This window comes from Isoptericola haloaureus (assembly GCF_036689775.1).
Lineage (GTDB): Bacteria > Actinomycetota > Actinomycetes > Actinomycetales > Cellulomonadaceae > Isoptericola > Isoptericola haloaureus.
This window is the reverse complement of the sequence record NZ_JBAGLP010000099.1, coordinates 146,278-168,621: the sequence shown is the minus strand read 5'-3', so window position 1 is coordinate 168,621 and position 22,344 is coordinate 146,278. Positions and strand designations below refer to the sequence as shown.

Here is a 22,344-nt window from a genome sequence, read left to right as displayed (position 1 = left end):
CGAGATCGACCCGTCCGTCCCGAGATCGACGCACCGTCCGTCGATCTCACTCCGGGTGCGTCGATCTCGCGGGGACCTGGTGGGCGGCGTCCAGGACGGCGTCCTCGTAGTCCTCGTCGACGTGCCGACGGCGCGGTCGTCGCGGTCGTGAGGTGCCCTCGGGGTCGTCGGCGGCCAGCAGCTCGCCGGCCGTGACGGTGGCCGCCCGGGTCTCGCGGCGCCACAGCAGCACGTAGCCGCCGACGGCCCCGAGCGCGAAGATCGCCCACTGGAACGTGTAGCTCAAGTGCGATCCGGGGTCGGTGTCGGGGCGGGGGAGCGCCACGGGCGTCTCGGCCGCTGCCGGGTCCTCGCTGCGCATCTGCCCGTAGGCCCCGACCGTCGCCGCCTCCGTCGTCGCCGCGCCGTCGGCGGCACCCTGGGCCAGCACCTGCTCGGTGTTGATCCGCACGACCGTGCCCGACGGCGCGCCCCGGTCGGACGCCGGCTCGTCGGCCCGCAGCGTCATGGTCACGGTCACCTCGCCGTCGGGCGGGTCGGGCACGAACGCCGGCTCGCCGGCGTCGGCGCCGAGCGGGACGAACCCCCGGTCGACGACGAGGACGACCTCCTCGCCCCCGAGCTCCGTGCGCAGCGGCACCAGGAGGTGGAAGCCGGGCGTGCCGCCGACGGGGCGGTTGCGCAGCAGCACCGTGCCGGCGGGGTCGTACTCGCCGGTGACGACGGCGGGGCGCCACACGTCCCGCGGCGCCAGCTCCTCGCCCGGTCCGCCCACGAAATTCGCCAGGGGCTCCGGGTCAGCGGTGTAGTTGGCCTCGACGAGGTCGATCTGCGCCTGCCGGTCGGTGTAGCGGTGCCACTGCCACAGGGCCGCCAGGACGCACAGGGCGGCGAGCAGCACGGCGGCCAGACCGAGCGTGACCCACTGCCGGCGGGTCCGCCTCACGCACGCTCCAGCTCGTCGACGCCGACGGTCTGCTTCCAGAAGCCTCGGGCGCCGAGGAACCGCTCGAGGTGGTCACGGTGGTCGGAGCAGGCGAGCCACACCTTGCGCCGCTCCGGCGTGTGCAGCTTGGGGTTGTTCCACAGCAGGCCCCAGTGCGCCTCGTCACGGCACCCCTTGGCCGAGCAGACCAGGGCGTCGTCGGCGACGGGGTCGGCCCCCAGGCCGAGCACGTCCATCAGTCGTCCTTCCGGTCGGAGTCGTCGGTGTCGTCGGTGTGCTCCACGATGCGCACGTCGTCCGGTGGCGCCGCGGGCGTCGTCGGCAGCTCGCGCGGCATCTCCGGCGGCAGCGACTCGACGTCGCGCGCGCTGCGGTCCCGGCCGGCGTTGGCGAACAGCACGGCCGTGTACGGCAGGATGACGGCGCCGGCGATGCAGGCCCACAGCAGCCAGCCGTCGACGAGCAGCACCGCCGTCAGGATGAGGACCACGCGCAGGCCCATCTGGATGAGGTACGCCCGCATGCGCCGGTGCTGGTCGTCCGACAGGTTCGTCGGGACGGCCGTGATCGAGTGCACCTCGGACGGGCTGGACGTACTCACCTCGTCAGTCTACGGCGGCTCGGCGATGGTCCGGTCTTTGGAGGTTTCCCACAACGCGGACGCGCGACATGTGGCACGGCGTCAGCGCGGCGCACCACGTCCGACCAGGTACCGTCGCAGCGGCGTACGTCGTACGTCCGGGCCCGGCCCGTCGTCGAGAGGAGCATCCCGTGGCAGAGCAGGCAGCAACCGGTGGCCGCACCGTGGTCGTGACCGGGGCCGCGCGCGGCATCGGGCGGGCGATCGCGGAGCGTTTCGTCGCCGCCGGCGACACCGTCGCGACGATCTACCGCGGGGGAGACCTGCCCGAGGGGGTGCACGGGTTCGTCGCCGACGTCACCGACAGCGCGGCCGTCGACGCGGCGTTCACCGAGATCGAGCAGCAGCTCGGCGCACCGACGGTGCTCGTGGCCAACGCCGGCGTCACCCGCGACCAGCTCCTGATGCGGATGAGCGACGAGGAGTTCGACCAGGTCGTCGACGTCAACCTCACCGGGACGTTCCGCTGCGTGCGGCGCGCCTCGAAGGGCATGATCCGCGCCCGGTCCGGCCGCATCGTCCTCATCGGCTCCGTCGTCGGGCTCTACGGCGGCCCGGGCCAGGTCAACTACTCCTCGACCAAGGCCGCCCTGGTGGGCATGGCCCGGTCGATCACGCGCGAGCTCGGCGGGCGCGGGATCACCGCGAACGTCGTCGCGCCCGGTTTCGTGGAGACCGACATGACCGCCGCGCTGCCCGAGGACACCCAGAAGAAGTACAAGTCCTCGATCCCCGCCGGGCGGTTCGCCGACCCGGCCGAGGTGGCCGGCGTGGTCGAGTTCCTCGCCTCCGACGCCGCCGCCTACGTCTCCGGCGCCGTCGTGCCCGTCGACGGCGGGCTCGGCATGGGGCACTGACTGTCCCTCGGGCCCCGACTCCCAGTACGCTCCGGAAAGAACTTCACCGAAAGGTCACCATGGCTCTGCTCGACGGCAAGAAGCTGCTCATCACGGGCGTCCTCACGGACAGCTCCATCGCCTTCCACGCCGCACGTCTCGCCCAGGAAGAGGGCGCCGAGGTCGTCCTGACGTCCTTCGGGCGCCAGATGAAGCTCACGCAGGCCTTCGCCAAGCGCCTGCCCGTCACCGCCCCCGTCGTCGAGCTGGACGTCACCAGCGCCGAGGACCTCGGGGCGCTCGCGGAGCGCGTCGGGGAGCACACCGACCGCATCGACGGCGTCGTGCACTCGATCGGTTTCGCCCCCCAGAGCGTCATGGGCGGCAACTTCCTCACCGCCGAGTGGGACGACGTCGCCACCGCGATGCAGATCTCGACGTTCTCCTACAAGTCGCTCATCACGGCGGCGCAGCCGCTGATGACCGACGGCGGCTCCTACGTGGGCCTGACCTTCGACGCCCAGTTCGCCTGGCCGGTCTACGACTGGATGGGCGTGGCCAAGGCCGGCCTGGAGTCCGCGAACCGCTACGTGGCCCGCGACCTGGGCCCCGAGGGCATCCGCGCGAACCTCGTCTCGGCCGGCCCGATCCGCACCACCGCGGCGAAGTCCATCCCGGGCTTCGAGACGATGGAGGACGCCTGGCCGCAGCGCGCCCCGCTCGGCTGGGACCAGACGACCGCCGAGCCGGCCGCCCGTGCCGTCGTCGCGCTCCTGTCCGACTGGTTCCCGGCCACGACCGGCGAGATCGTGCACGTCGACGGTGGCCTGCACGCGATGGGGCAGTGATCCCGAGCCGATGAACGTGTCGTCGACGCACTCGCCGGACGTCCCGCGTCAGGGGCGCCGTCTCGTGCTGCTGCGGCACGCCAAGGCCGAACCGGCCCGCGACCCGCTCCCGGACGCCGACCGGCCGCTCGCGCTCAAGGGGCGCAAGCAGGCCGGGCGGGTCGGGATGGCGCTCACGGCGGCCCATCTGGTCCCCGACCTCGCGCTCGTCTCGTCGTCGCTGCGCACCCGCCAGACCTGGGACCTGGCCGCCGCGCACCTCGCGGGCCGCGACGCGATCACCGTGGACGTGCGCGACGAGCTGTACGCGGCCAGCATCCGCGACGTGCTCGAGCTCGTGCGCGGGGCCGGCAGCGACGCGACGACGGTGCTCGTCGTCGGTCACGAGCCCACGATGGCGGCCACGGCCGCCTACCTGGCCGACCGGGACTCCGACGACGCCGCGCTCGCGCAGGTGCGTGTCGGCGTGCCGACGGCGACCTACTCGGTGCTGCACGCCGAGGACCTGCCCTGGTCGCAGTGGGGCAAGAAGTCCGCGACCCTGCTGCGGGTCGGCCGGCCGTCCTGAGCCGGTCCGGGCCCCGTGGCGCCGCGTCGGGCGGCCCCGCGCCGCGTCAGGAGGGCCAGGCGTCCGCGACGGGCCGACGCCCGGCGTCGACCTCGTCCACGATCTCCAGCACCGCGTCCAGCCGGGGACCGTCGAGGCAGTAGGGCGCCTGCTCCCGCACGGCCGGCTTGGCCGCGAAGGCGACCCCGATGCCCGCGGCACCGATCATGTCCAGGTCGTTGGCGCCGTCGCCCACGGCCACGGTGTCGGCCATCGACAGGCCCAGGTCGGCGGCCCACTCGCGCAGCGTCGACTCCTTCAGGGCGCGGTCCACGACCGGGCCCGTCGTGCGGCCCGTCAGCACGCCGTCGACCGCCTCGAGCCGGTTGGCGCGCCACCGGGTGATGCCCAGCGAGTCCGCCAGCGGCTCGAGGATCTCGGCGAACCCGCCCGAGACGAGCCCGAACTCCCATCCGCGCCGCTGTACCTCGGCGACCAGCTCCGCGGCGCCCGGCGTGAGCACGACGGCGTCGCGGACGGCGGCCAGGGCGCTCACGGGGACACCGGCCAGGGTGGCCACGCGCTCGCGCAGCGAGTCGGCGAAGTCGAGCTCGCCGCGCATCGCGCGCTCGGTGACCTCGGCCACCTGCTCGCGGGTGCCGGCGTGCTCGGCGATGAGCTCGATGACCTCCTGCGTCAGGAACGTCGAGTCGACGTCGGTGACGACCAGGCGGCGGTGCGGTGCGTCGGACGGGTCGGGCAGGGGCGCGTCGGGGGCGCGGTCAGGCAACGTGGGAACCCTTCGGGACGACGGTGATCCCCGAGTCGGTGACGGTGAACCCGCGGGCGCGGTCCTCCTCGTGGTCGACGCCGATCCGTGCCCGCTCGTCCACCACCACGTTCTTGTCGAGGATGGCGCGGTGGACCTGGGCGTGCCGGTGCACCTGGACGCCGTCCATCACGACCGAGTCGGTCAGCGTCGCCCAGGAGTGCAGGTGCACGCCCGGGGACAGGATGGACCCTGCGACCGTCGCGCCGGAGACGAGGACACCAGGTGAGACGATCGAGTCGGCCGCGTGGCCGAGCCGGCCCGGGCCGGCGTGCACGAACTTCGCCGGCGGCAGCCCCGTGTACCCCGTGTACAGCGGCCAGTCCTCGTTGTAGAGGTTGAAGACCGGCTGGACGGCGATGAGGTCCTTGTTGGCGTCGAAGTAGGCGTCGATGGTCCCGACGTCGCGCCAGTAGTAGCGGTCGCGGTCCGTCGCGCCGGGCACCTCGTTGCGGATCATGTCGTACACGCCGGCCGTCCCCTCGTCGACGAACGCGGGGATGATGTCGCCCCCCATGTCGTGACGGGAGTCCGGGTTGGCCGCGTCCTTGGTCACGGCCTCGACCAGGGCGTCGGCGTCGAAGACGTAGTTGCCCATCGAGGCGAGCACCTCGGTGGGGGAGTCGGGCAGGCCGACGGGGTTGACGGGCTTCTCGAGGAACTCGCGGATACGCGTGGGGTCCTGCGGGTCGACGTCGATGACGCCGAACTGGTCCGCCAGCGCGATGGGCTGGCGGATCGCGGACACGGTGGCCCGGGCGCCGGACTCGATGTGCGCGTCGACCATCTGCGAGAAGTCCATGCGGTACACGTGGTCGGCGCCCACGACGACGACGATGTCGGGGCGTTCGTCCTCGATGATGTTGAGGGACTGGTGGATGGCGTCGGCCGAGCCGAGGTACCAGTGCTTGCCGACCCGTTGCTGGGCGGGCACCGAGGAGACGTAGTTGCCCAGCAGGGCCGACATGCGCCACGTCTTGGAGATGTGCCGGTCCAGCGAGTGCGACTTGTACTGCGTCAGCACGATGACGTGCAGGTAGTGGGAGTTGATGATGTTCGACAGGGCGAAGTCGACGAGCCGGTAGATCCCCCCGAACGGCACGGCGGGTTTCGCCCGCTGTGCCGTCAACGGCATCAGTCGCTTGCCCTCGCCGCCGGCGAGGACGATGGCCAGGACCCGGGGGTGTGACGATGCCATGGGTCGACCCTAGGACCTCGCGGGCGCGCATGCCGCACGACGCGGCGGGCGACGATATGTTGAGGGTGTGAGCACCCGACCCGTCATCGACCTGCTGACCCGCGAGTACCCGCCGCACGTCTACGGCGGAGCCGGGGTGCACGTGGCCGAGCTCTCCCGCGTCCTGCGCGCCCACGCCGACGTGCGCGTACGCTGCTTCGACGGTCCGCGCCCCGACGCCGAGGACGTGACCGGCTACGACGTGCCCGGCACGCTCACCGGCGCCAACGCCTCCCTGCGCACGCTCGGGGTGGACCTGGCGATGGCCGAGGACGTCGCCGGTGCCGACGTCGTGCACTCCCACACCTGGTACGCGAACATGGCGGGCCACCTGGGCGGCCTGCTGCACGACGTCCCGCACGTGGTGACCGCGCACTCCCTGGAGCCGCTGCGGCCCTGGAAGGCCGAGCAGCTCGGCGGCGGGTACGCGGTCTCGAGCTGGGCCGAGCGCACCGCCTACCTCGGGGCCGCGGGGATCGTCGCCGTCTCGGCCGGCATGCGCGCCGACATCCTGCGCTGCTACCCCGAGCTCGACCCGGACCGCGTCCACGTCGTGCACAACGGGATCGACCTGGACGGCTGGGTCCGTCCGCACGAGGACTCCGTGGCCCGCGTCGCCGCGGAGCGCGGCATCGACACCGACCGGCCCGCCGTGGTGTTCGTCGGGCGCATCACCCGGCAGAAGGGGCTGCCGCACTTCCTGCGGGCGGCCGCCCAGCTGCCGCCCGAGGTGCAGGTGATCGTCTGCGCGGGCGCCCCGGACACCGACGAGATCATGGCCGAGGTGCGCGGGCTGGTCGACGACCTGCGCGCGGCCCGCGGCGGCGGGCCCGAGGCCGGCGTGGTGTGGATCGAGGAGATGCTGCCCCGTCCTGAGCTGTGCGCCGTGCTTGCCGCGTCGACGGTGTTCGTGTGCCCCTCGGTCTACGAGCCGCTGGGCATCGTCAACCTCGAGGCGATGGCGGTCGGGCTGCCCGTGGTGGGCACCGCGACCGGCGGCATCCCCGAGGTCGTCGACGACGGCGTGACGGGCACGCTGGTCCCGATCGAGCAGTCCGACGACGGCACCGGGACGCCGCTCGACCCCGACCGCTTCGAGGCCGACCTGGCCGCCGCGTTGACGGACCTGGCCGGGGACCCCGTCCGGGCGGCCGCCTGGGGCGCGGCGGGCCGTCGTCGTGCGGAGGAGCACTTCGCGTGGTCCGCCATCGCCGAGCGCACGATGGACGTGTACCGCGGCGTGCTCGGCGCGTGAGCAGGCAGGGCCGCCGACGGCGGCAGGGGCTGTGGGACGACGTCCGGGTCCATGCGCTGAGCCCCGAGGAACAGGTGCGTCCGGCGGCGTTCCTGCGCGCGGGCACCGTCGACGCGGCGACGTTGCTGGTCCTGCGGGTGGTGCGCCGGGCGGTATGGCCGATCATCATCGTCGGGGCCGCGCTGGCCTGGATCAACGGGGAGTTCACGCCCCAGACCTTCGAACGACTGGCCAGCCCCGCCGAGTACCTCGAGCTGTTCCTGTCGCCGCTCGTCGTGCTCGCGCTGGGCTGGGGGCTGCGCATCCTGGTCAACCTCGCCGGGCTCGTCCTGGCGGCACCGCTGGCGCAGGGCGCCTGGGTCGACGGTGCGGCCGCGACGTCGAGGGGCCGGCGACTCGTCGACCTCGGCTATCTCTCGGCCGGGTACCGGTCCGTGCGCTGGTCCTACGCCGTGCGCCGCGAAGCGGTGCGCAGGTGCGGCCTGTTCGGCCGGCAGATGGCGTGGCTGGAGCTGGTCGGCCGGATCGCCCTGCCCCTGGCGATCGTGTTCTTCCTGTGGATCCTCACCCGGGACGTGACGGCGTCCTAGGTGGACGTCCCGTCGCGCCGCACGTCAGCCGACGGCGGCGTAGGTCGCCGCGCCCAGCGCCCGCCGGGCCGTGCGGTCGACCTCGCGCAGCGCGGTGGAGCGCTGGTCCGCCTGCCAGAGGTTCACCGCGCCGCCGTCGTCCGCAGTGGCCAGGTCGACGATCTGCAGCAGGCGCCAGGCGAGCTGGAGCACGCGGGCACGCCGCCCCTCGAGCTCGGGGACGGGCCAGCCGGCCGTCGTCGAGGAGCGCAGCCGCTCGATGGCGTCGGCCGCGTCGTCGCGCCAGCGCGCCACGTCGAGGGAGTCCAGGGCGTCGGTGGCGACGATCAGGCTGCTGCGCAGCTCGCGCTCGGCGTCGGCGAGCGAGCCCACGGTGCCGGCCACCAGGGTCGACCACGGGGGCACGGCGATGATCTCCCAGGACACCAGGTGACCCGGTTCGAGCGCGCTGCCGAAGGCGGTCACGTGCGGCACCGCGGCCCAGGACCCCTCGGCGGTCGAGACGAGCACGCACTCGCCGGCCTCGACGGCGTCGTGGGCGGCGGGTGCGGGCACCCCGGACGGGTCGCCCGGGGCGGGCAGCAGGGCGCACACCTCGCGCGGACCCGTCGAGAACGCGGCGACGAGGTCGGCCAGGGTGCCGGACGTGTCCGCGGACCCGGGCAGCCCGACGACGGTGTGCGGTTCGTCGTCGTCGGTCACCGACCGCACGGCCACGCCGTGCGAGGCGCCGACGGCCTGGAGCCACAGCGCCAGGACGACGCTGCGGGGCAGGAGGTTGCTCGCTTCCACCCCATGCACGATAGACGGCGGCGCCCGCGGTGACACGTCGCGGTCGGCGGTCCGACGTCGGGGCAGGCTCCGGTAGGGTCGGGCACCATGAGCGCGGTACTCGACCTGCAGGGCGTCACCGTCCGACGCGGCACCTCGACCATCGTCGACACCATCGACTGGACCGTCTCCGAGGGAGAGCGGTGGATCGTGCTCGGGCCCAACGGCGCCGGCAAGACCACCCTGCTGCAGATCCTCGCCGCCCGGTCGCACCCGACCGCGGGGACCGCGACGCTGCTGGGCGAGCAGCTCGGGAAGACCGACGTGTTCGAGCTGCGTCCGCGGATCGGGTTCTCCTCCGCGGCGCTGGCCGACAAGATCCCGGCGGGGGAGACGGTGCGCGACGTCGTCCTGACGGCGGCGTACGGCGTCACCGGGCGGTGGCGCGAGGAGTACGAGGAGCTCGACGAGAAGCAGGCGCAGGACCTGCTCGCCGCCTTCGACGTCGGCGACCTGATCGACCGGCACTACGGCACCCTGTCCGAGGGGGAGCGCAAGCGGGTCCAGATCGCCCGCGCGCTGATGACCGACCCCGAGGTGCTGCTGCTCGACGAGCCCGCCGCCGGGCTGGACCTGGCCGGTCGCGAGGAGCTCGTGGGGGCGCTGGCCGAGCTGGCCGGGGACCCGGCCTCGCCGGTCCTGGTCGTGGTCACCCACCACGTGGAGGAGATCCCCCCGGGGTTCACCCACCTGCTGCTGCTCGGCGACGGCCACGTGCAGGCGTCCGGACCCATCGAGGAGGTCCTCACCGCCGAGAACCTGTCGAAGGCGTTCGGCATGGACCTGCTGGTCGCGCACGGGGGCGGGCGCTGGCTGGCGCGCGCCGCACGCCCCGCCGGCCGCTGAGGCGACCGCCGGCGACACACCCGGTGATCCCCTGCACGTCGCGGCCTCGGCTTTGGTAAATTCGGAGCAAAGCAGACGGCGAGGTCGGAGGCGTGATGGACGGCTGGTTGTGGTGGATCGCCGGGGCGTTCGTCCTGGCGATCGTCGAGATGATCTCCCTCGACCTGGTGTTCATCATGCTCGCGGGCGGCGCGGTCGCCGGTGGCCTCACGGCGGCGGGAGGTGGACCCGTGTGGCTCCAGATCATCGTGGCGTGCGTCGTGGCGGTGCTGCTCCTGGCGGTGCTGCGTCCCTGGCTGCTGCAGAACCTGCGCCAGCGCACCGACCTGGTCGAGACCAACGCCGCGGCCCAGGTCGGACGGCTCGCGATCGTGCTCGCCGAGGTCACCGAGACCGGCGGCCGGGTCAAGCTCTCCGGTGAGGTGTGGTCGGCCCGCCTGCCCGACGACGGCGTCCCCGACAGCAGCGACCGGATCCCCGAGGGCGTGGAGGTCCGGGTCGTCGCCATCGACGGCGCGACCGCGGTCGTGACACCCGCGTCCTCCCCGAGCTCACCGACCACCGACGACGGCGGTCGGCTCGTCTGATCCTCCCCGCACCACCCACAACGGAAAGAGTGCTTCGTGGAACTCGCCACCATCATCGGCTGGGTCGTCCTGCTCGCGTTCGTGATCTTCGTGATCACGGCGCTGTTCAAGATGGTCCGCGTCGTGCCCCAGGCCACCGCGCTGATCATCGAGCGCCTCGGCCGCTACCAGAAGACCTTCGACCCCGGCCTGCACTGGCTGGTGCCGTTCATCGACAAGGTGCGGGCCGGCGTCGACCTGCGCGAGCAGGTCGTCTCGTTCCCGCCGCAGCCGGTGATCACCTCGGACAACCTCGTGGTCGAGATCGACACCGTCATCTACTTCCAGGTCACCGAGCCCAAGTCCGCGGTCTACGAGATCTCGAACTACATCACCGGTATCGAGCAGCTCACCGTCACCACGCTGCGTAACGTCGTCGGGTCCATGGACCTCGAGCAGACGCTGACCAGCCGTGACCAGATCAACGGCCAGCTCCGCGGGGTCCTCGACGAGGCGACGGGCCGCTGGGGCGTCCGCGTCAACCGTGTCGAGCTGAAGTCCATCGAGCCGCCGGCCTCCGTGCAGGGCGCGATGGAGCAGCAGATGCGCGCCGAGCGCGACCGCCGCGCCGCCATCCTCACCGCCGAGGGTGTCAAGCAGTCGCAGATCCTCACGGCCGAGGGTGAGAAGCAGTCCCAGATCCTGCGGGCCGAGGGTGACGCGCAGTCGGCGATCCTGCAGGCCGAGGGTGAGGCGCGGGCCATCCTCCAGGTCTTCGAGGCGATCCACCAGGGCAACCCCGACCCGAAGCTGCTGGCCTACCAGTACCTGCAGATGCTCCCCGAGATCGCCAACGGCAGCTCGTCCAAGCTGTGGGTCGTGCCGACCGAGTTCACCGCCGCCCTGGGCTCCATCGCCAAGGGCTTCGGCGGGACGCCGGGCACCCCGGGCATCCCCACCGAGCCCGGCGACGACGAGGACGACGGCGGCGCCGGAGCGGCGCTGTCCTCCGCGCTGGGGCAGTCGGGGCTGCAGGACCCGGGCGAGGCGCTCGCCGAGGCGCGCCGCCAGGCCGAGGCGGCCACGGCCGACGCCACGAGCTCCGGCACCCGTTCCGGGTCGCCGTTCGACCCGTCGGTCGAGCGCGGGCAGCGTCCCGCCGGCGAGCAGCCGCCGACGGCGCCCCCGTCGCCGCGGCCGCGGACGGTCGGCGACGACGAGCCGCCGACCACGCCCCAGCAGTGACCTGACGGCGCCGACCTCGCCGTGGTCCCGCCCGAGCCCCGTCGTCCTGCGGTGGACGGCGGGGCTCGCGCCGTCCACGCTGAGGGAGCACCGCCGACCCGGACCCAGGAGTCCTGATGCTCGTCACGCTCGTCCGGCGCTACCTGCGCCCCTACCTCGGTGCCGTCGTCGTGCTGCTGGTGCTGCAGCTCGCGCAGACCCTGGCGACGCTGTACCTGCCGTCGCTCAACGCCGACATCGTCGACCAGGGCGTCGTCCAGGGGGACACCGGCTACATCCTCGAGGTCGGGGGAGTGATGCTCCTCGTCTCGCTGGGACAGGTGGTCTGCGCGATCGGGGCGATCGGCCTCGGGGCGCGGGCGGCGACGGCGTTCGGCCGTGACCTGCGGCGCGACCTGTTCGACGCGGTCCAGGGTTACTCGGCCCGCGAGCTCGGGCAGTTCGGGGCGCCGTCGCTGATCACCCGGACGACCAACGACGTCCAGCAGGTCATGATGATGGTGCTGATGACCTTCACCATCATGGTCGTGGCGCCGATCATGATGGTCGGCGGCGTCGTCATGGCGCTGCGCGAGGACGGCAGCCTGTCGCTGCTCCTGCTCGTCGTGGTCCCGGTGCTCGGCGGCGTGCTCGGCGTGCTGCTGTGGCGGATGGTGCCCTACTTCCGGGCGATGCAGACGCGCATCGACGCGATCAACGGTGTCCTGCGCGAGCAGATCACCGGCCTGCGCGTGGTGCGGGCCTTCGTGCGCGAGCGTGCCGAGGCGGAACGTTTCGCCGCGGCGAACACGCGGCTGTACGACGTCTCGCTCGGCGCCGGCAAGCTGATGGCGCTGGCCTTCCCGGTGGTCATGCTCATCATGAACCTGTCGCAGGTGGCGGTGCTCTGGTTCGGCGCCGGCGAGGTCGCCGACGGGTCGCTGCAGGTCGGGTCCCTCATCGCCTTCCTCAGCTACATCATGTTCATCCTCATGGCGGTGATGATGTCGACGATGATGGTGATGATGGTGCCGCGGGCCTCCGTCGCCGCGGGCCGCATCGGTGAGGTGCTGGCCACCGAGACCTCCGTCGTCGAGCCCGCCGCACCGGTCGGTCTCGCCCAGCTGTCCGACGGCGCCGGGCCAAGGGGGCGCGTCGCGTTCGAGGGGGTGCGGTTCGGCTACCCGGGGGCCGACGACCCGGTGCTGCAGGACGTCGACCTCGTCGCGGAGCCGGGACGGACCACCGCGATCATCGGCTCGACCGGGTCCGGCAAGACGACGCTGCTGAACCTCGTGCCCCGGCTGTACGACGTCACCGCCGGCCGCGTCACGATCGACGGCGCCGACGTGCGGGACCTGTCCACGGCCGACCTGGGGTCCGTGCTGGGGCTCGTGCCGCAGCAGGCCTACCTGTTCTCCGGGACGATCGCCGACAACCTGCGGTACGGCAAGGCCGACGCCACCGAGGCGGAGATGTGGGACGCGCTCGAGGTGGCCCAGGCCCGCGGCTTCGTCGAGGCCCTGCCCGACGGCCTGGAGGCGTCGGTGGCCCAGGGCGGCACGACGTTCTCCGGCGGTCAGCGTCAGCGCCTGGCGATCGCCCGGGCCGTGATCCGCCGTCCGCTCGTCTACCTCTTCGACGACTCGTTCTCCGCCCTGGACTACGCGACCGACGCCCGGCTCCGGGCCGCGCTGCGCCCGCGCACCGCCCGCGCCACGGTGCTCGTCGTCGCCCAGCGGGTCGCCACCATCCGCGACGCCGACCAGATCCTGGTGCTCGACCACGGCCGGGTCGTCGGGCGGGGCACCCACGCCGAGCTGCTCGCCGAGAACGCCACGTACGCCGAGATCGTCACCTCCCAGATGTCGAGGGAGGAGGCGGCATGAGCCAGCAGACCTCCCACCGGCCGCCGCCCGGACCCCCGACCGGCGGCCACGGGCCGCGCGCCGCGGCGGGCGTGCCCACCGCCAAGCCGCTGGACTTCGGCGGGTCGCTGCGGCGGTTCGCCGGCGTCATGCGCCCCGAACGGGTGCGGGTGGCCGTGCTGCTCGCGTGCGGGACGGTCTCGGTCGTGCTCACGGTGCTGGGCCCCAAGATCCTCGGCGACGCGACGGACGTCATCTTCACCGGGGTGGTCGGCCGGCTCCTCGGCAGCACGATGCCGCCGGGCACCACCACCGCGGAGGCGGTCGCGGCGCTCCGGGCCGCCGGCGACGAGAACCAGGCCGACATGATCGCGGCGATGAGCGGCGTCGTGCCGGGCGAGGGGATCGACGTCGAGCGGCTCGCGCAGATCCTCGCCACGGTCGTCGCGGTCTACGTCGGGGCGTTCGTGTTCGGCTGGTGGCAGTCGCGCCTGATGACGGTGGCGGTGCAGAACACGGTGCGCTGGCTGCGCGACGACGTCGAGGCGAAGCTGCACCGCATCCCGCTGAGCTATGTCGACCGGCAGGCCAAGGGCGACATCCTCTCCCGGGTCACCAACGACATCGACAACGTCGCCCAGACGACCACGCAGACGCTGGCCCAGCTCGTCACCGCGCTGCTGACCGTCGTGGGCGTGCTGTCGATGATGTTCTGGATCTCGTGGGTGCTGGCCCTGGTCGCCCTCGTCACGGTGCCGCTGTCGATCCTGCTGACCATGGCGATCGCCAAGCGGTCGCAGCCGCAGTTCATCGAGCAGTGGGCCGCCACCGGGCGGCTCAACGCGCACGTCGAGGAGATGTTCACCGGCCACGCCCTGGTCAAGGTGTACGGCCGTCAGGCCGACGCGGCCGCGACCTTCGCCCGGGAGAACGAGGCCGTCCACGACGCCACCCGGCGCTCGCAGTTCATCTCGGGCACGATCCAGCCGACCATGGGCTTCCTCGCGAACCTCAACTACGTGCTGGTGGCCGTCATCGGTGGGCTGCGGGTCGCCTCCGGCCAGCTCTCCATCGGCGACGTGCAGGCCTTCATCCAGTACTCGCGCCAGTTCACCCAGCCGCTGAGCCAGATCGCCTCGATGATGAACCTGCTGCAGTCGGGCGTCGCCTCGGCCGAGCGCGTCTTCACGCTGCTCGACGCCCCCGAGCAGGATCCCGACCCGGTCCCGGCCCGCGACCCGGAGCGCGTGCGCGGCCGGGTCGAGTTCGACGACGTGTCGTTCTCCTACACCCCCGACGAGGAGCTCATCGAGCACCTCGACCTGGTGGCCGAGCCCGGCCAGACGATCGCGATCGTCGGGCCGACCGGTGCCGGCAAGACGACGCTGGTCAACCTGCTCATGCGGTTCTACGAGATCGACGGGGGCCGGATCCTGCTCGACGGCGTCGACACCCGCGCGATGACGCGCGACGGGCTGCGGTCCCGCGTCGGGATGGTGCTGCAGGACGCCTGGCTGTTCGGCGGCACCATCGCCGAGAACATCCGCTACGGGGTGCGCGACGGACGCGAGGTGTCGGAGGAGGAGTTCCTGGCGGCCGCCCGGGCCACCTCCGTCGACCCGTTCGTGCGGACGCTGCCCGACGGGTACGACACCGTCCTCGACGACGGCGGCGCGTCGCTCTCCGCCGGCGAGAAGCAGCTGCTGACGATCGCGCGGGCGTTCCTCGCCGACCCCGACATCCTCGTCCTGGACGAGGCGACGAGCTCGGTGGACACCCGGACCGAGGTGCTGGTGCAGGAGGCGATGAACGCGCTGCGGTCGGGGCGGACCTCGTTCGTCATCGCCCACCGGCTCTCCACGATCCGTGAGGCCGACCTCATCGTGGTGATGGAGCACGGGCGGATCGTCGAGCAGGGCGACCACGACGGGCTGCTCGCCGCCGACGGTGCCTACGCCCGGCTCTACGCGAGCCAGTTCGCCGCGCCGATGACCGAGGACCCGGCCGGGTCCGGTGCGTGAGCACCGCACGGCGTGCCACAGTGGTGCGCGTGACCGCACCCGACACCCGGCCGGCCGCCGAGCCGGCGTCCGCGGCTCGCCCGGATCCCGGCGCCCGGCCGCGGCGCAGCGTCCTCGTCGGCGTGCTGCTCGCCGTGGCCCTGCCGCTCGCCGTGCTCTCGGTCGGCGCCCTCGTGCCGCAGGTGCCCTGGCTCGGGCACACCGGCGTCGCCGTCTCGCCCTGGGCGGTCTGGCTCGTGGCGGCCGGCATCGTCGTGCTCGTCCTCGGCACCGTCGCGCTGCTGCGCCGGCCGTCCGTGCCACGTGTGGTCGCGCTCGTCGCCGGGGCCACGACGGCCGTCTGCTCCTTCACCGTCGTCACCCAGCAGCTGCTCGTCGCCCAGGACCACGGCGTCGCCGTGCGGATCGGTGAGCTGTTCACCCTCGTCCGGGGCGACGTCTCGGCCGACCTCGACGCCGAGTACGCGCAGCTCGACGGGGAGCCGCAGGAGCTGTCCGTCTGGCTGCCCCGCACGGGACAGGACGGGGCGCCGGCACCCGTCGTGGTCCTCGTGCACGGCGGCGGGTGGACCTCCGAGGACCGGCTGCAGCCGACCACCGCGTCGCACGCCGTCTGGTTCGCCGAGCAGGGTTTCCTGGCGATCAGCGTCGACTACCCCCTGTCGGACGACGAGGACCACCGGTGGGACGTCGTGGAGCCGCAGGTCGCCTGCGCCCTGGTCTGGGCGGGTGAGCACGCCGCCGAGCACGGGGGCGACCCGGCCGAGGTCCACCTCGTCGGCGACTCCGCCGGCGGGAACGTCGCCCTCGACGTGGCCTACCGCGCCGGGGCCGGGGACCTGGAGCCCGCCTGCTCCGGCGAGCTGCCGCGCGTCGCCGCGGTGAGCACGCTGTACCCCGTCGCGGACCCGGTCGCGTTCCACGACAACGACGACCCGGTCGTCGGGGACGCCGCCCGGTCGATGGCCGAGCGGTACACCGGAGGAGCCCCCGGCGAGGTGCCCGAGCGCTACGCCGCCGTGTGGCCGGCCGAGCACGTCCGGGACGGGGCGCCCCCGACGCTGATGGTGCTCGGCGCCGCGGACCACCTGGTCCCGCCGGCCGGCGCGCAGGACCTGGCGGGCGTGCTGGCCCGCCACGACGTGGAGCACGAGCTCGTCGAGCTGCCGGCGGCGGGGCACGTGTTCGACGCCGCAGCCGGGGGAGTGGGGACCCAGACCTGGCGCGAGCTGACGCTGCGGTGGTTCTCCGGGGGCTGACCCCTCGTGGCGTCCGGCCGCCGGGTCGAGGACTGAGAGAATCGCCGGGTGAACCTGCCTGCCGAGCTCGCCGCCGCCGTGGTGCCCGTGACCGATCCGGCCGACCCGCGGCTGCGGGACTACACCGACCTGACCGACATCAAGCTGCGCACGGCCCGCGAGCCCGCCGAGGGCCTGTTCATGGCCGAGTCGTCGAACGTCATCCGCCGGGCGCTGGCCGCCGGGCACCGGCCGCGGTCCTTCCTCATGGCCGACAAGTGGCTCGACTCGATGGCCGACGTGCTCGCCGCCCATCCGGACGTGCCGGTCTTCGTCGCGGACGAAGTCGTCCTGCGCGAGATCACCGGGTTCCACCTGCACCGCGGGGCTCTCGCGGCGATGCACCGCCCGGCGCTGCCCGACGTCGGCGAGCTGCTGTCCCGCCGCGGGGCCGGCGGGGGAGCGCGGCGGGTCGCCGTCCTGGAGGACATCGTCGACCACACGAACGTGAGGGGTTCCAAACCACCGAAGGTCGGCGATCTCTCCTCGGATACGAGCCGACCTTGGCAGCGCAAGGTAGCGAAAAGTGAGGTCGACGATACGTTCGAGCTGAACTCAGGCGTGTCCAGTGATCAGGAGCAGCCCAGGATCGCATTTCCTGGTGACAGTCTCGGGTGCCGAGGCGATGGTTCTGCCTCGAATACGAAGCGCCGCTCGCGGATCGCGATCTTCGAGAACATTGTCGATCATACGAATCTTGGAGCCGCGTTTAGGTCGGCCGCGGCGATCGGCGTGGATGCCGTCCTCGTCACCCCGAGTTGCGCGGACCCGTTGTACCGCCGGTCGATCCGCGTCTCGATGGGGACGGTGTTCCAGGTCCCCTGGGCACGCATCGAGTCCTGGCCGGCGGACATCGACCTCATCAAGGAGCACGGGTACATCGTGGCCGGCATGACACTGGGGGAGGATGCGATCACGCTCGACGAGCTAGTCGCGGAGGATCACCCGCACCTCGCGCTGGTGTTCGGGACAGAAGGCCACGGCTTGACACGACAGGCTGATCGCCGGCTCGATCGACGGGTGACGATCCCGATGATGCACGGTGTGGACTCGTTGAACGTCGCGGCGTCGGCGGCCGTGGCGTTCTACGCGACGAGGTAGCTCGGTGGCGACACAGGTAGCCAGTCAGAGCGTCCAGCATGCCGCGTCCACGGAATGTCAGTGGTCTACGGCAGGATTGGCAACAGCAGAGAGAAGGGACACAGGCCTGTGAGCAATGAACTGAGGTCGCTCCTTGAGCGCGTGGAGGCGAACGATCCCGGCACGGCCAAGGAGCTGCGCCGGCACATCGACGCGCTGCAGAGCCGGCGGCAGTTCGGGCTCAATTTCGAACGGCACACGCCGGAATCAGTCGCCCTCACCGGGCGATCGATTTCCGTGGGCGACAAGGTGCGCTTCCTGCCGCCGCGTGGCGAGATCGAGGTCGAGTCGAAAGCCAACTGGATCGTCACCGGGATCTCCGGGCCGAAGAGCAGCCGCGTCGCCAGTCTGCTGGACCCGAGGTCCAAGGAGGAAGCCACACGAGCACTCGAGGACCTGGTGTTCGTCGCGGACTTCCGGGACCCCATCTACCCGGGCCTCGTGTCGACCGGGAAGGTGGAGCGCGGTGGCGACAAGCCGTTCCATGCGGTCATCAACGCTGAGAACTACCACGCTCTCGAGGCGATGCTGTTCACCTACCAGGGCAAGGTCGACTGCATCTACATCGATCCTCCGTACAACTCGGGCGCGAGGGACTGGAAATACAACAACGACTACGTCGACGGCGAGGATTCTTACCGGCACAGCAAGTGGCTCGCCTTCATGGAGCGGCGACTGAGGATCGCCCGGCGACTGCTTGATCCGCGCGACTCCGTGCTGATCGTGACCATCGACGAGAAGGAGTACCTGCGCCTCGGGCTGCTCCTCGAACAAACCTTTCCGGACGCACGGATCACGATGGTCAGCAGTTCGATCAACTCCGCCGGCGCGACGAGGAAGGGCACGTTCGCGCGGGCGGCCGAGTACCTCTTCTTCGTCCAGCTCGGCGTCTCTCGGCCCGAGCCGCAGGTCCTCGATGCCGAGTGGAATGCCGTGAAGACCGACAACAAGAAAGACCTCTACTGGAGCCGTCTGATCAGGAGCGGGGCGGATTCGGCGCGCTCGGACAGCGTCAACCAGTTCTACCCGGTCTTCGTCCGGAACACTGACGAAGGGCCCGTATTCGTCGACATCGGCGAGCCCTACTACGGGCAGGACCGCACGGAGGTCGCAGCGCCGGAGGACGCTGTCGCCGTGTGGCCAATCCGCAAGGACGGGTCCGAAGGGCGGTGGCGAGTCAGCGCCACGATGCTGAAGGGGCTCGTCGCGAAGGGACACGCTCGCCTCGGCGGGTGGCGAGAGGGAAGCACGACGGTCTACTACCTGAAGCAGGGCGAGAGCGCGAAGGTCGCCAGGGGCGAGTTCCAGGTGACGGGGCATCGGGCCGACGGGTCGGTGATCACCGACGCCTCGTCTTACGAGACCCGGTTTCTGCCCACCGACATCTGGCGCATCACCAGCCACGACGCGGGCAACAGCGGTAGTCGGCTCATCAGCAAGCTGCTACCCGGTCGGAAGTTCCCATTCCCCAAGTCGCTCTACGCCGTGGAAGACGCGCTCCGGTTCTTCGTCTCGAACAAGCTAGATGCGCTGATCCTCGACTTCTTCTCCGGCAGCGGGACCACGGCGCACGCCGTTATGCGCCTCAACAGGCAGGATGGCGGGAGCCGTCGCTCGATTTCGGTCACGAACAACGAGGTCTCCGCCGACGAGCAGAAGAAGCTCGTGAAGGAGAAGCTCCGGCCGGGCCACCCGGACTGGGAGGCGCTGGGGATCTGTGACTACATCACCAAGCCGCGCATCGAGGCGGCAGTCACGGGGAGGACTCCGGCCGGCGAGCCGATCAACGGCGAGTACAAGTTCGTCGACGAGTTTCCGATGTCCGACGGCTTCGCGGAGAACGTGGAGTTCTTCACACTGACGTACGAGAACGCCGCTCTGGTCGAACTCGACATGGCGTTCGAGAGGATAGCGCCGCTGCTGTGGATGCGCGCTGGCTCTGAGGGCCGACGGGTCGACGCGCGTACTGACACCTTCGACGTCGCCGACACCTACGCGGTGCTGTTCAACATGGACGCTTCAAGGTCGTTCCTCGCGGCCGTGGACAAAGCCGATGGGCTGCGAATCGCCTACATCGTGACCGACGACGAGACGCAGTACCAGGCCGTCGCCGGCCAGCTGCCGGATGGGGTGGAGTCGGTGCGGCTCTACGAGTCCTACCTGCGCACGTTCCAGATCAACACAGGGAGGGCCTGAGGGATGCGCTTCACGCTGAAGGACTATCAGACGACCGCCGTCGGCACGATCCTTACGACACTGGGCTATGCGCGGGAGGACTGGCACAACCGTGAGCGCCGGACGGCGTTCGCGCTGTCGTCGACGACAGGCTCGGGTAAGACGGTGATCGCCGCAACCGTGATCGAGGCGCTGCTGCACGGTAGCGACGAGTTCGACGTCGAGCCCGACCCGTCCGCGGTGGTGCTGTGGGTGTCGAAGGATCCGGCGCTCAACGCGCAGACGAAGAGCCGCTTCATCGAGTGCGCCGATCGCATACCCTCCGGCGACCTGGTGCTGCTCGACAAGACGTACTCCGAGGAGTCGCTGAGCACCGGGACGGTGTACTTCATCAACCCTGACAAGCTGGGCAAGAAGGCCGACTTCGTCAAGCACACCGACACCCGGCACTTCACGTTCTGGGAGATCCTCGCCAACACGATCGCCGACGAAGACAAGACCCTGTACATGGTGCTCGACGAGGCGCACGAGGGCATGAAGGCGCAGACGAGCACCGAGCAGACGATCGTCCAGAAGATCATCAACGGCAACAGCGTCAACCCGGCTGTGCCGATCGTGTGGGGCATCTCCGCGACCGTCAAGCGGTTCGATGAGGCGATGGCCAGGGCGGACGCGTTCACCAAGGAGAAGAACGTCGTCATCCACCCCCAGGACGTGCAGGACTCCGGCCTGCTGAAGAACGCGCTGACCCTCGACATCCCCGACGAGGACGGCGACTTCTCGACAACCATGGTCCGTGACGCGACCCTCGACTTCGTAGAGGTCTGCCGGACGTGGGACGCCTACTGCGACGAGCAGGGCATCGACCCGGTCGTGCCGCTCCTCGTGGCGCAGATCCCGAACAAGGGCGCGGGGGAGCGCGACACCGAGAAGGGCCGCCGCGAGGAGGACGAGACCATCCATCTCGTCCTCGAGACGATCCGCAAGCACTGGCCGGACATGCCTGCGGACTGCGTGGCCCACGTGCTCGGCGACCGCGCGACGGTCGAGGTGGGCGCGTACGAGATACCGAAGGTCGCGCCGCAGGACGTCGAGCACGACCACCGCATCCGTGTGCTCCTGGCCAAGGACGCGGTCTCCACCGGCTGGGACTGCCCTCGCGCAGAGGTCCTCGTCTCGCTGCGTCCTGCCCACGATGACACCTATGTCACGCAGCTGCTTGGGCGCATGGTCCGCACGCCGCTGGCCCAGGAGACCAGCGTCGAGCGCCTCAACGCCGCATCGTGCTACCTGCCGCGCTTCGACAAGGAGACGGCGAAGGTCGTCGCCGAGGAGATCATGGGCATGCGCGAGCCGCGGTCGGGCGTGCGCGGCGCAGCAGTGAACAAGGTCATGCTCAAGCCGGTCGCCCTGCGGCGCAACCACGACGTGGTCGACGAGGTGTTCCAGCTCGTCCGGGCCCTCCCGTCGTACCAGAAGCCGGCTGTGGCCCCGCGCCCCATCAAGCGCATACTGAAGGCGGCGCAGGCGCTGGCACAGGACGAACTGGTGGCGGACGCGGATCGTCTCGCACACGAGGCGATGTTCGGGGTCCTCGACAGCATCACTGACGCCAATGCCGATGACGTCGAGGCCCAGGCCAAGCTGATCATGACCGCGGACATCCGCCGGATCCTGGTCGAGCGGGGCAAGGACGAGGCGACCGACTCGACCGACATCCGCGACGCCGATGCGGCCACGGTCGACGACGCACTGCGGCACCTCAAGCGCGTCCTCACCGCCTCTGTGGTCAATCGCTACCTCGGGCGCAACATGCAGGTGGCGATCAACGAGGCGTTCGAGGGCGGCGATCCGACGAGCGTCGACATCACCGCGATCCGAGCGCGCGTCGCCGCACTGGCCTTCATTGACTCTGAGGTGCAAAAGCCGGTGGAGGACGCGGCCGACTCACTGACGCGCCTGTGGCTGACGACGAAGGCCAGCGAGATCGCGAACCTTCCCGATTCGCGCAGGCCCACATACGAAGCGATCGAGGACATGGCTCGCGAGCCCGAGCAGGTCCCCATCGAGATCAAGACCGACGAGCAGGTCGACTCGGTCGACACCGATCGCAACCCGCTGCCGACCGAGAAGAAGCACCTGCTCTCCACCCCGGACGGCGACTACCCGCTTGAGCTGAAGGTGGCGAAGAACCGCTGGGAGCGGGCGACGATCAAGCACGAGCAGAGCCCCGGCACGCTCGAGGGTTGGTACCGCAACCCCTCGTCCGCCGGGAAGAACTCACTGCGGATCGCGCACAAGTCCGGCGAGACGTGGAAATCTGTGCAGCCGGACTTCGTCTTCGTCCACAGCACCAACGACGGCCTGCTGCCGTCGATCGTCGACCCCCACGGTGCGCACCTGGGGGACTCGGGCCCGAAGCTCAAGGCGCTGGCCGAGTACGCGGACGAGCACGGGGACAGGTTCGACCGCATCATCGGCGTCGGGGTCGAGAAGGACGGCGACCTCATCGGCCTGGACCTGAGGAGCGCCAAGATCCGCCGGGCGGTATATGAAGCGCGACCGGACAGCGACTCGATCAAGCAGCTGTACGCGGACCACGGCTCCAAGTACACGAGCATTCCAGAAAGCATCTGAGGGAGGCCAA

Annotated in this window: 20 protein-coding genes; 14 read left to right on the top strand and 6 right to left on the bottom strand. The window is 71.2% G+C overall.

The window, feature by feature from the left end:
• Positions 1–46 precede the first annotated feature (46 nt).
• The 3 genes from V5O49_RS01855 to V5O49_RS01845 are packed head-to-tail and all read right to left on the bottom strand — an operon-like array spanning position 47 to position 1,547.
• Positions 47–946 carry an SURF1 family cytochrome oxidase biogenesis protein gene (locus V5O49_RS01855; RefSeq protein ID WP_332900736.1) on the bottom strand — a complete coding sequence of 300 codons (900 nt, stop codon included), beginning with the start codon at positions 944–946 and terminating at the stop codon, positions 47–49.
• Entirely contained in the window at positions 943–1,182 is a 240-nt protein-coding gene (locus tag V5O49_RS01850) for a hypothetical protein (RefSeq protein ID WP_332900735.1), read from the bottom strand. The genes V5O49_RS01855 and V5O49_RS01850 overlap by 4 nt, the downstream gene beginning before the upstream one ends.
• Positions 1,182–1,547 carry a DUF3099 domain-containing protein gene (locus V5O49_RS01845; protein WP_332900734.1) on the bottom strand — a complete coding sequence of 122 codons (366 nt, stop codon included), beginning with the start codon at positions 1,545–1,547 and terminating at the stop codon, positions 1,182–1,184. The genes V5O49_RS01850 and V5O49_RS01845 overlap by 1 nt, the downstream gene beginning before the upstream one ends.
• 170 nt (positions 1,548–1,717) lie before the next feature.
• Between V5O49_RS01845 and fabG the strand changes: the two genes are divergently transcribed.
• The 3 genes from fabG to V5O49_RS01830 are packed head-to-tail and all read left to right on the top strand — an operon-like array spanning position 1,718 to position 3,838.
• Positions 1,718–2,443 (top strand): 3-oxoacyl-ACP reductase FabG, encoded by a 726-nt coding sequence (gene fabG, locus V5O49_RS01840; protein WP_332900733.1) that lies wholly within the window; start codon positions 1,718–1,720, stop codon positions 2,441–2,443.
• Between the two features lie 59 nt (positions 2,444–2,502).
• Entirely contained in the window at positions 2,503–3,270 is a 768-nt protein-coding gene (gene fabI, locus V5O49_RS01835; RefSeq protein ID WP_278237232.1) for an enoyl-ACP reductase FabI, read from the top strand.
• 10 nt (positions 3,271–3,280) lie between these two features.
• Positions 3,281–3,838 (top strand): SixA phosphatase family protein, encoded by a 558-nt coding sequence (locus V5O49_RS01830; protein WP_278237233.1) that lies wholly within the window; start codon positions 3,281–3,283, stop codon positions 3,836–3,838.
• Positions 3,839–3,884: 46 nt separating this feature from the next.
• Here V5O49_RS01830 and serB read toward each other — a convergent pair whose 3' ends face one another.
• Positions 3,885–4,607 (bottom strand): phosphoserine phosphatase SerB, encoded by a 723-nt coding sequence (gene serB, locus V5O49_RS01825; protein ID WP_332900732.1) that lies wholly within the window; start codon positions 4,605–4,607, stop codon positions 3,885–3,887.
• Positions 4,600–5,844, bottom strand: coding sequence for a glucose-1-phosphate adenylyltransferase (gene glgC / locus V5O49_RS01820; RefSeq protein WP_332900731.1), 1,245 nt, complete (start codon positions 5,842–5,844; stop codon positions 4,600–4,602). The genes serB and glgC overlap by 8 nt, the downstream gene beginning before the upstream one ends.
• 67 nt (positions 5,845–5,911) lie before the next feature.
• Between glgC and glgA the strand changes: the two genes are divergently transcribed.
• Positions 5,912–7,138 (top strand): glycogen synthase, encoded by a 1,227-nt coding sequence (gene glgA, locus V5O49_RS01815; RefSeq protein ID WP_332900730.1) that lies wholly within the window; start codon positions 5,912–5,914, stop codon positions 7,136–7,138.
• Positions 7,135–7,728, top strand: a complete 594-nt coding sequence (locus V5O49_RS01810) for a hypothetical protein (protein WP_332900729.1) — start codon at positions 7,135–7,137, stop codon at positions 7,726–7,728. Before glgA ends, V5O49_RS01810 begins: the two co-directional genes overlap by 4 nt.
• A 24-nt stretch (positions 7,729–7,752) precedes the next feature.
• On the opposite strand, the gene V5O49_RS01805 is transcribed toward V5O49_RS01810, so the two are convergent.
• Positions 7,753–8,520: a hypothetical protein gene (locus V5O49_RS01805; protein ID WP_332900728.1), complete on the bottom strand. Its 768-nt coding sequence runs from the start codon at positions 8,518–8,520 to the stop codon at positions 7,753–7,755.
• Positions 8,521–8,607: 87 nt separating this feature from the next.
• Here V5O49_RS01805 and V5O49_RS01800 point away from each other — a divergent pair, with 87 nt between their 5' ends.
• The 9 genes from V5O49_RS01800 to V5O49_RS01760 all read left to right on the top strand — a co-directional run bounded on the left by V5O49_RS01800 (position 8,608) and on the right by V5O49_RS01760 (position 22,334).
• A complete protein-coding gene (locus tag V5O49_RS01800; RefSeq protein WP_278237239.1) occupies positions 8,608–9,405 on the top strand; it encodes an ABC transporter ATP-binding protein in 798 nt (265 codons plus the stop codon).
• A gap of 95 nt (positions 9,406–9,500) precedes the next feature.
• Positions 9,501–9,992: an NfeD family protein gene (locus V5O49_RS01795; protein WP_278237240.1), complete on the top strand. Its 492-nt coding sequence runs from the start codon at positions 9,501–9,503 to the stop codon at positions 9,990–9,992.
• A gap of 36 nt (positions 9,993–10,028) precedes the next feature.
• Positions 10,029–11,216: an SPFH domain-containing protein gene (locus V5O49_RS01790; RefSeq protein ID WP_332900727.1), complete on the top strand. Its 1,188-nt coding sequence runs from the start codon at positions 10,029–10,031 to the stop codon at positions 11,214–11,216.
• A 116-nt stretch (positions 11,217–11,332) separates the two neighbouring features.
• Positions 11,333–13,084 (top strand): ABC transporter ATP-binding protein, encoded by a 1,752-nt coding sequence (locus V5O49_RS01785; protein ID WP_332900726.1) that lies wholly within the window; start codon positions 11,333–11,335, stop codon positions 13,082–13,084.
• Positions 13,081–15,084, top strand: a complete 2,004-nt coding sequence (locus V5O49_RS01780; RefSeq protein ID WP_332900725.1) for an ABC transporter ATP-binding protein — start codon at positions 13,081–13,083, stop codon at positions 15,082–15,084. The genes V5O49_RS01785 and V5O49_RS01780 overlap by 4 nt, the downstream gene beginning before the upstream one ends.
• Before the next feature lie 29 nt (positions 15,085–15,113).
• Positions 15,114–16,343: an alpha/beta hydrolase gene (locus V5O49_RS01775; protein ID WP_332900724.1), complete on the top strand. Its 1,230-nt coding sequence runs from the start codon at positions 15,114–15,116 to the stop codon at positions 16,341–16,343.
• Between the two features lie 180 nt (positions 16,344–16,523).
• Positions 16,524–17,483: a TrmH family RNA methyltransferase gene (locus V5O49_RS01770; protein WP_332900764.1), complete on the top strand. Its 960-nt coding sequence runs from the start codon at positions 16,524–16,526 to the stop codon at positions 17,481–17,483.
• A 108-nt stretch (positions 17,484–17,591) separates the two neighbouring features.
• On the top strand, positions 17,592–19,718 hold the full coding sequence (locus V5O49_RS01765) for a site-specific DNA-methyltransferase (protein ID WP_332900723.1): 2,127 nt from the start codon (positions 17,592–17,594) through the stop codon (positions 19,716–19,718).
• Positions 19,719–19,721: 3 nt separating this feature from the next.
• Positions 19,722–22,334 carry a DEAD/DEAH box helicase gene (locus tag V5O49_RS01760; protein ID WP_332900722.1) on the top strand — a complete coding sequence of 871 codons (2,613 nt, stop codon included), beginning with the start codon at positions 19,722–19,724 and terminating at the stop codon, positions 22,332–22,334.
• The last annotated feature ends 10 nt before the right edge of the window (positions 22,335–22,344 follow it).

Excerpts from the sequence above, each read along its gene's own strand:
- V5O49_RS01780 (WP_332900725.1), top strand. The coding sequence starts at position 13,081 with ATGAGCCAGCAGACCTCCCACCGGCCGCCGCCCGGACCCCCGACCGGC.
- V5O49_RS01795 (WP_278237240.1), top strand. The coding sequence starts at position 9,501 with ATGGACGGCTGGTTGTGGTGGATCGCCGGGGCGTTCGTCCTGGCGATC.
- V5O49_RS01785 (WP_332900726.1), top strand. The coding sequence starts at position 11,333 with ATGCTCGTCACGCTCGTCCGGCGCTACCTGCGCCCCTACCTCGGTGCC.
- V5O49_RS01800 (WP_278237239.1), top strand. The coding sequence starts at position 8,608 with ATGAGCGCGGTACTCGACCTGCAGGGCGTCACCGTCCGACGCGGCACC.
- V5O49_RS01770 (WP_332900764.1), top strand. The coding sequence starts at position 16,524 with ATGGCCGAGTCGTCGAACGTCATCCGCCGGGCGCTGGCCGCCGGGCAC.
- V5O49_RS01830 (WP_278237233.1), top strand. The coding sequence starts at position 3,281 with ATGAACGTGTCGTCGACGCACTCGCCGGACGTCCCGCGTCAGGGGCGC.
- fabI (WP_278237232.1), top strand. The coding sequence starts at position 2,503 with ATGGCTCTGCTCGACGGCAAGAAGCTGCTCATCACGGGCGTCCTCACG.
- V5O49_RS01760 (WP_332900722.1), top strand. The coding sequence starts at position 19,722 with ATGCGCTTCACGCTGAAGGACTATCAGACGACCGCCGTCGGCACGATC.
- V5O49_RS01850 (WP_332900735.1), bottom strand. The coding sequence starts at position 1,182 with ATGGACGTGCTCGGCCTGGGGGCCGACCCCGTCGCCGACGACGCCCTG.
- glgC (WP_332900731.1), bottom strand. The coding sequence starts at position 5,844 with ATGGCATCGTCACACCCCCGGGTCCTGGCCATCGTCCTCGCCGGCGGC.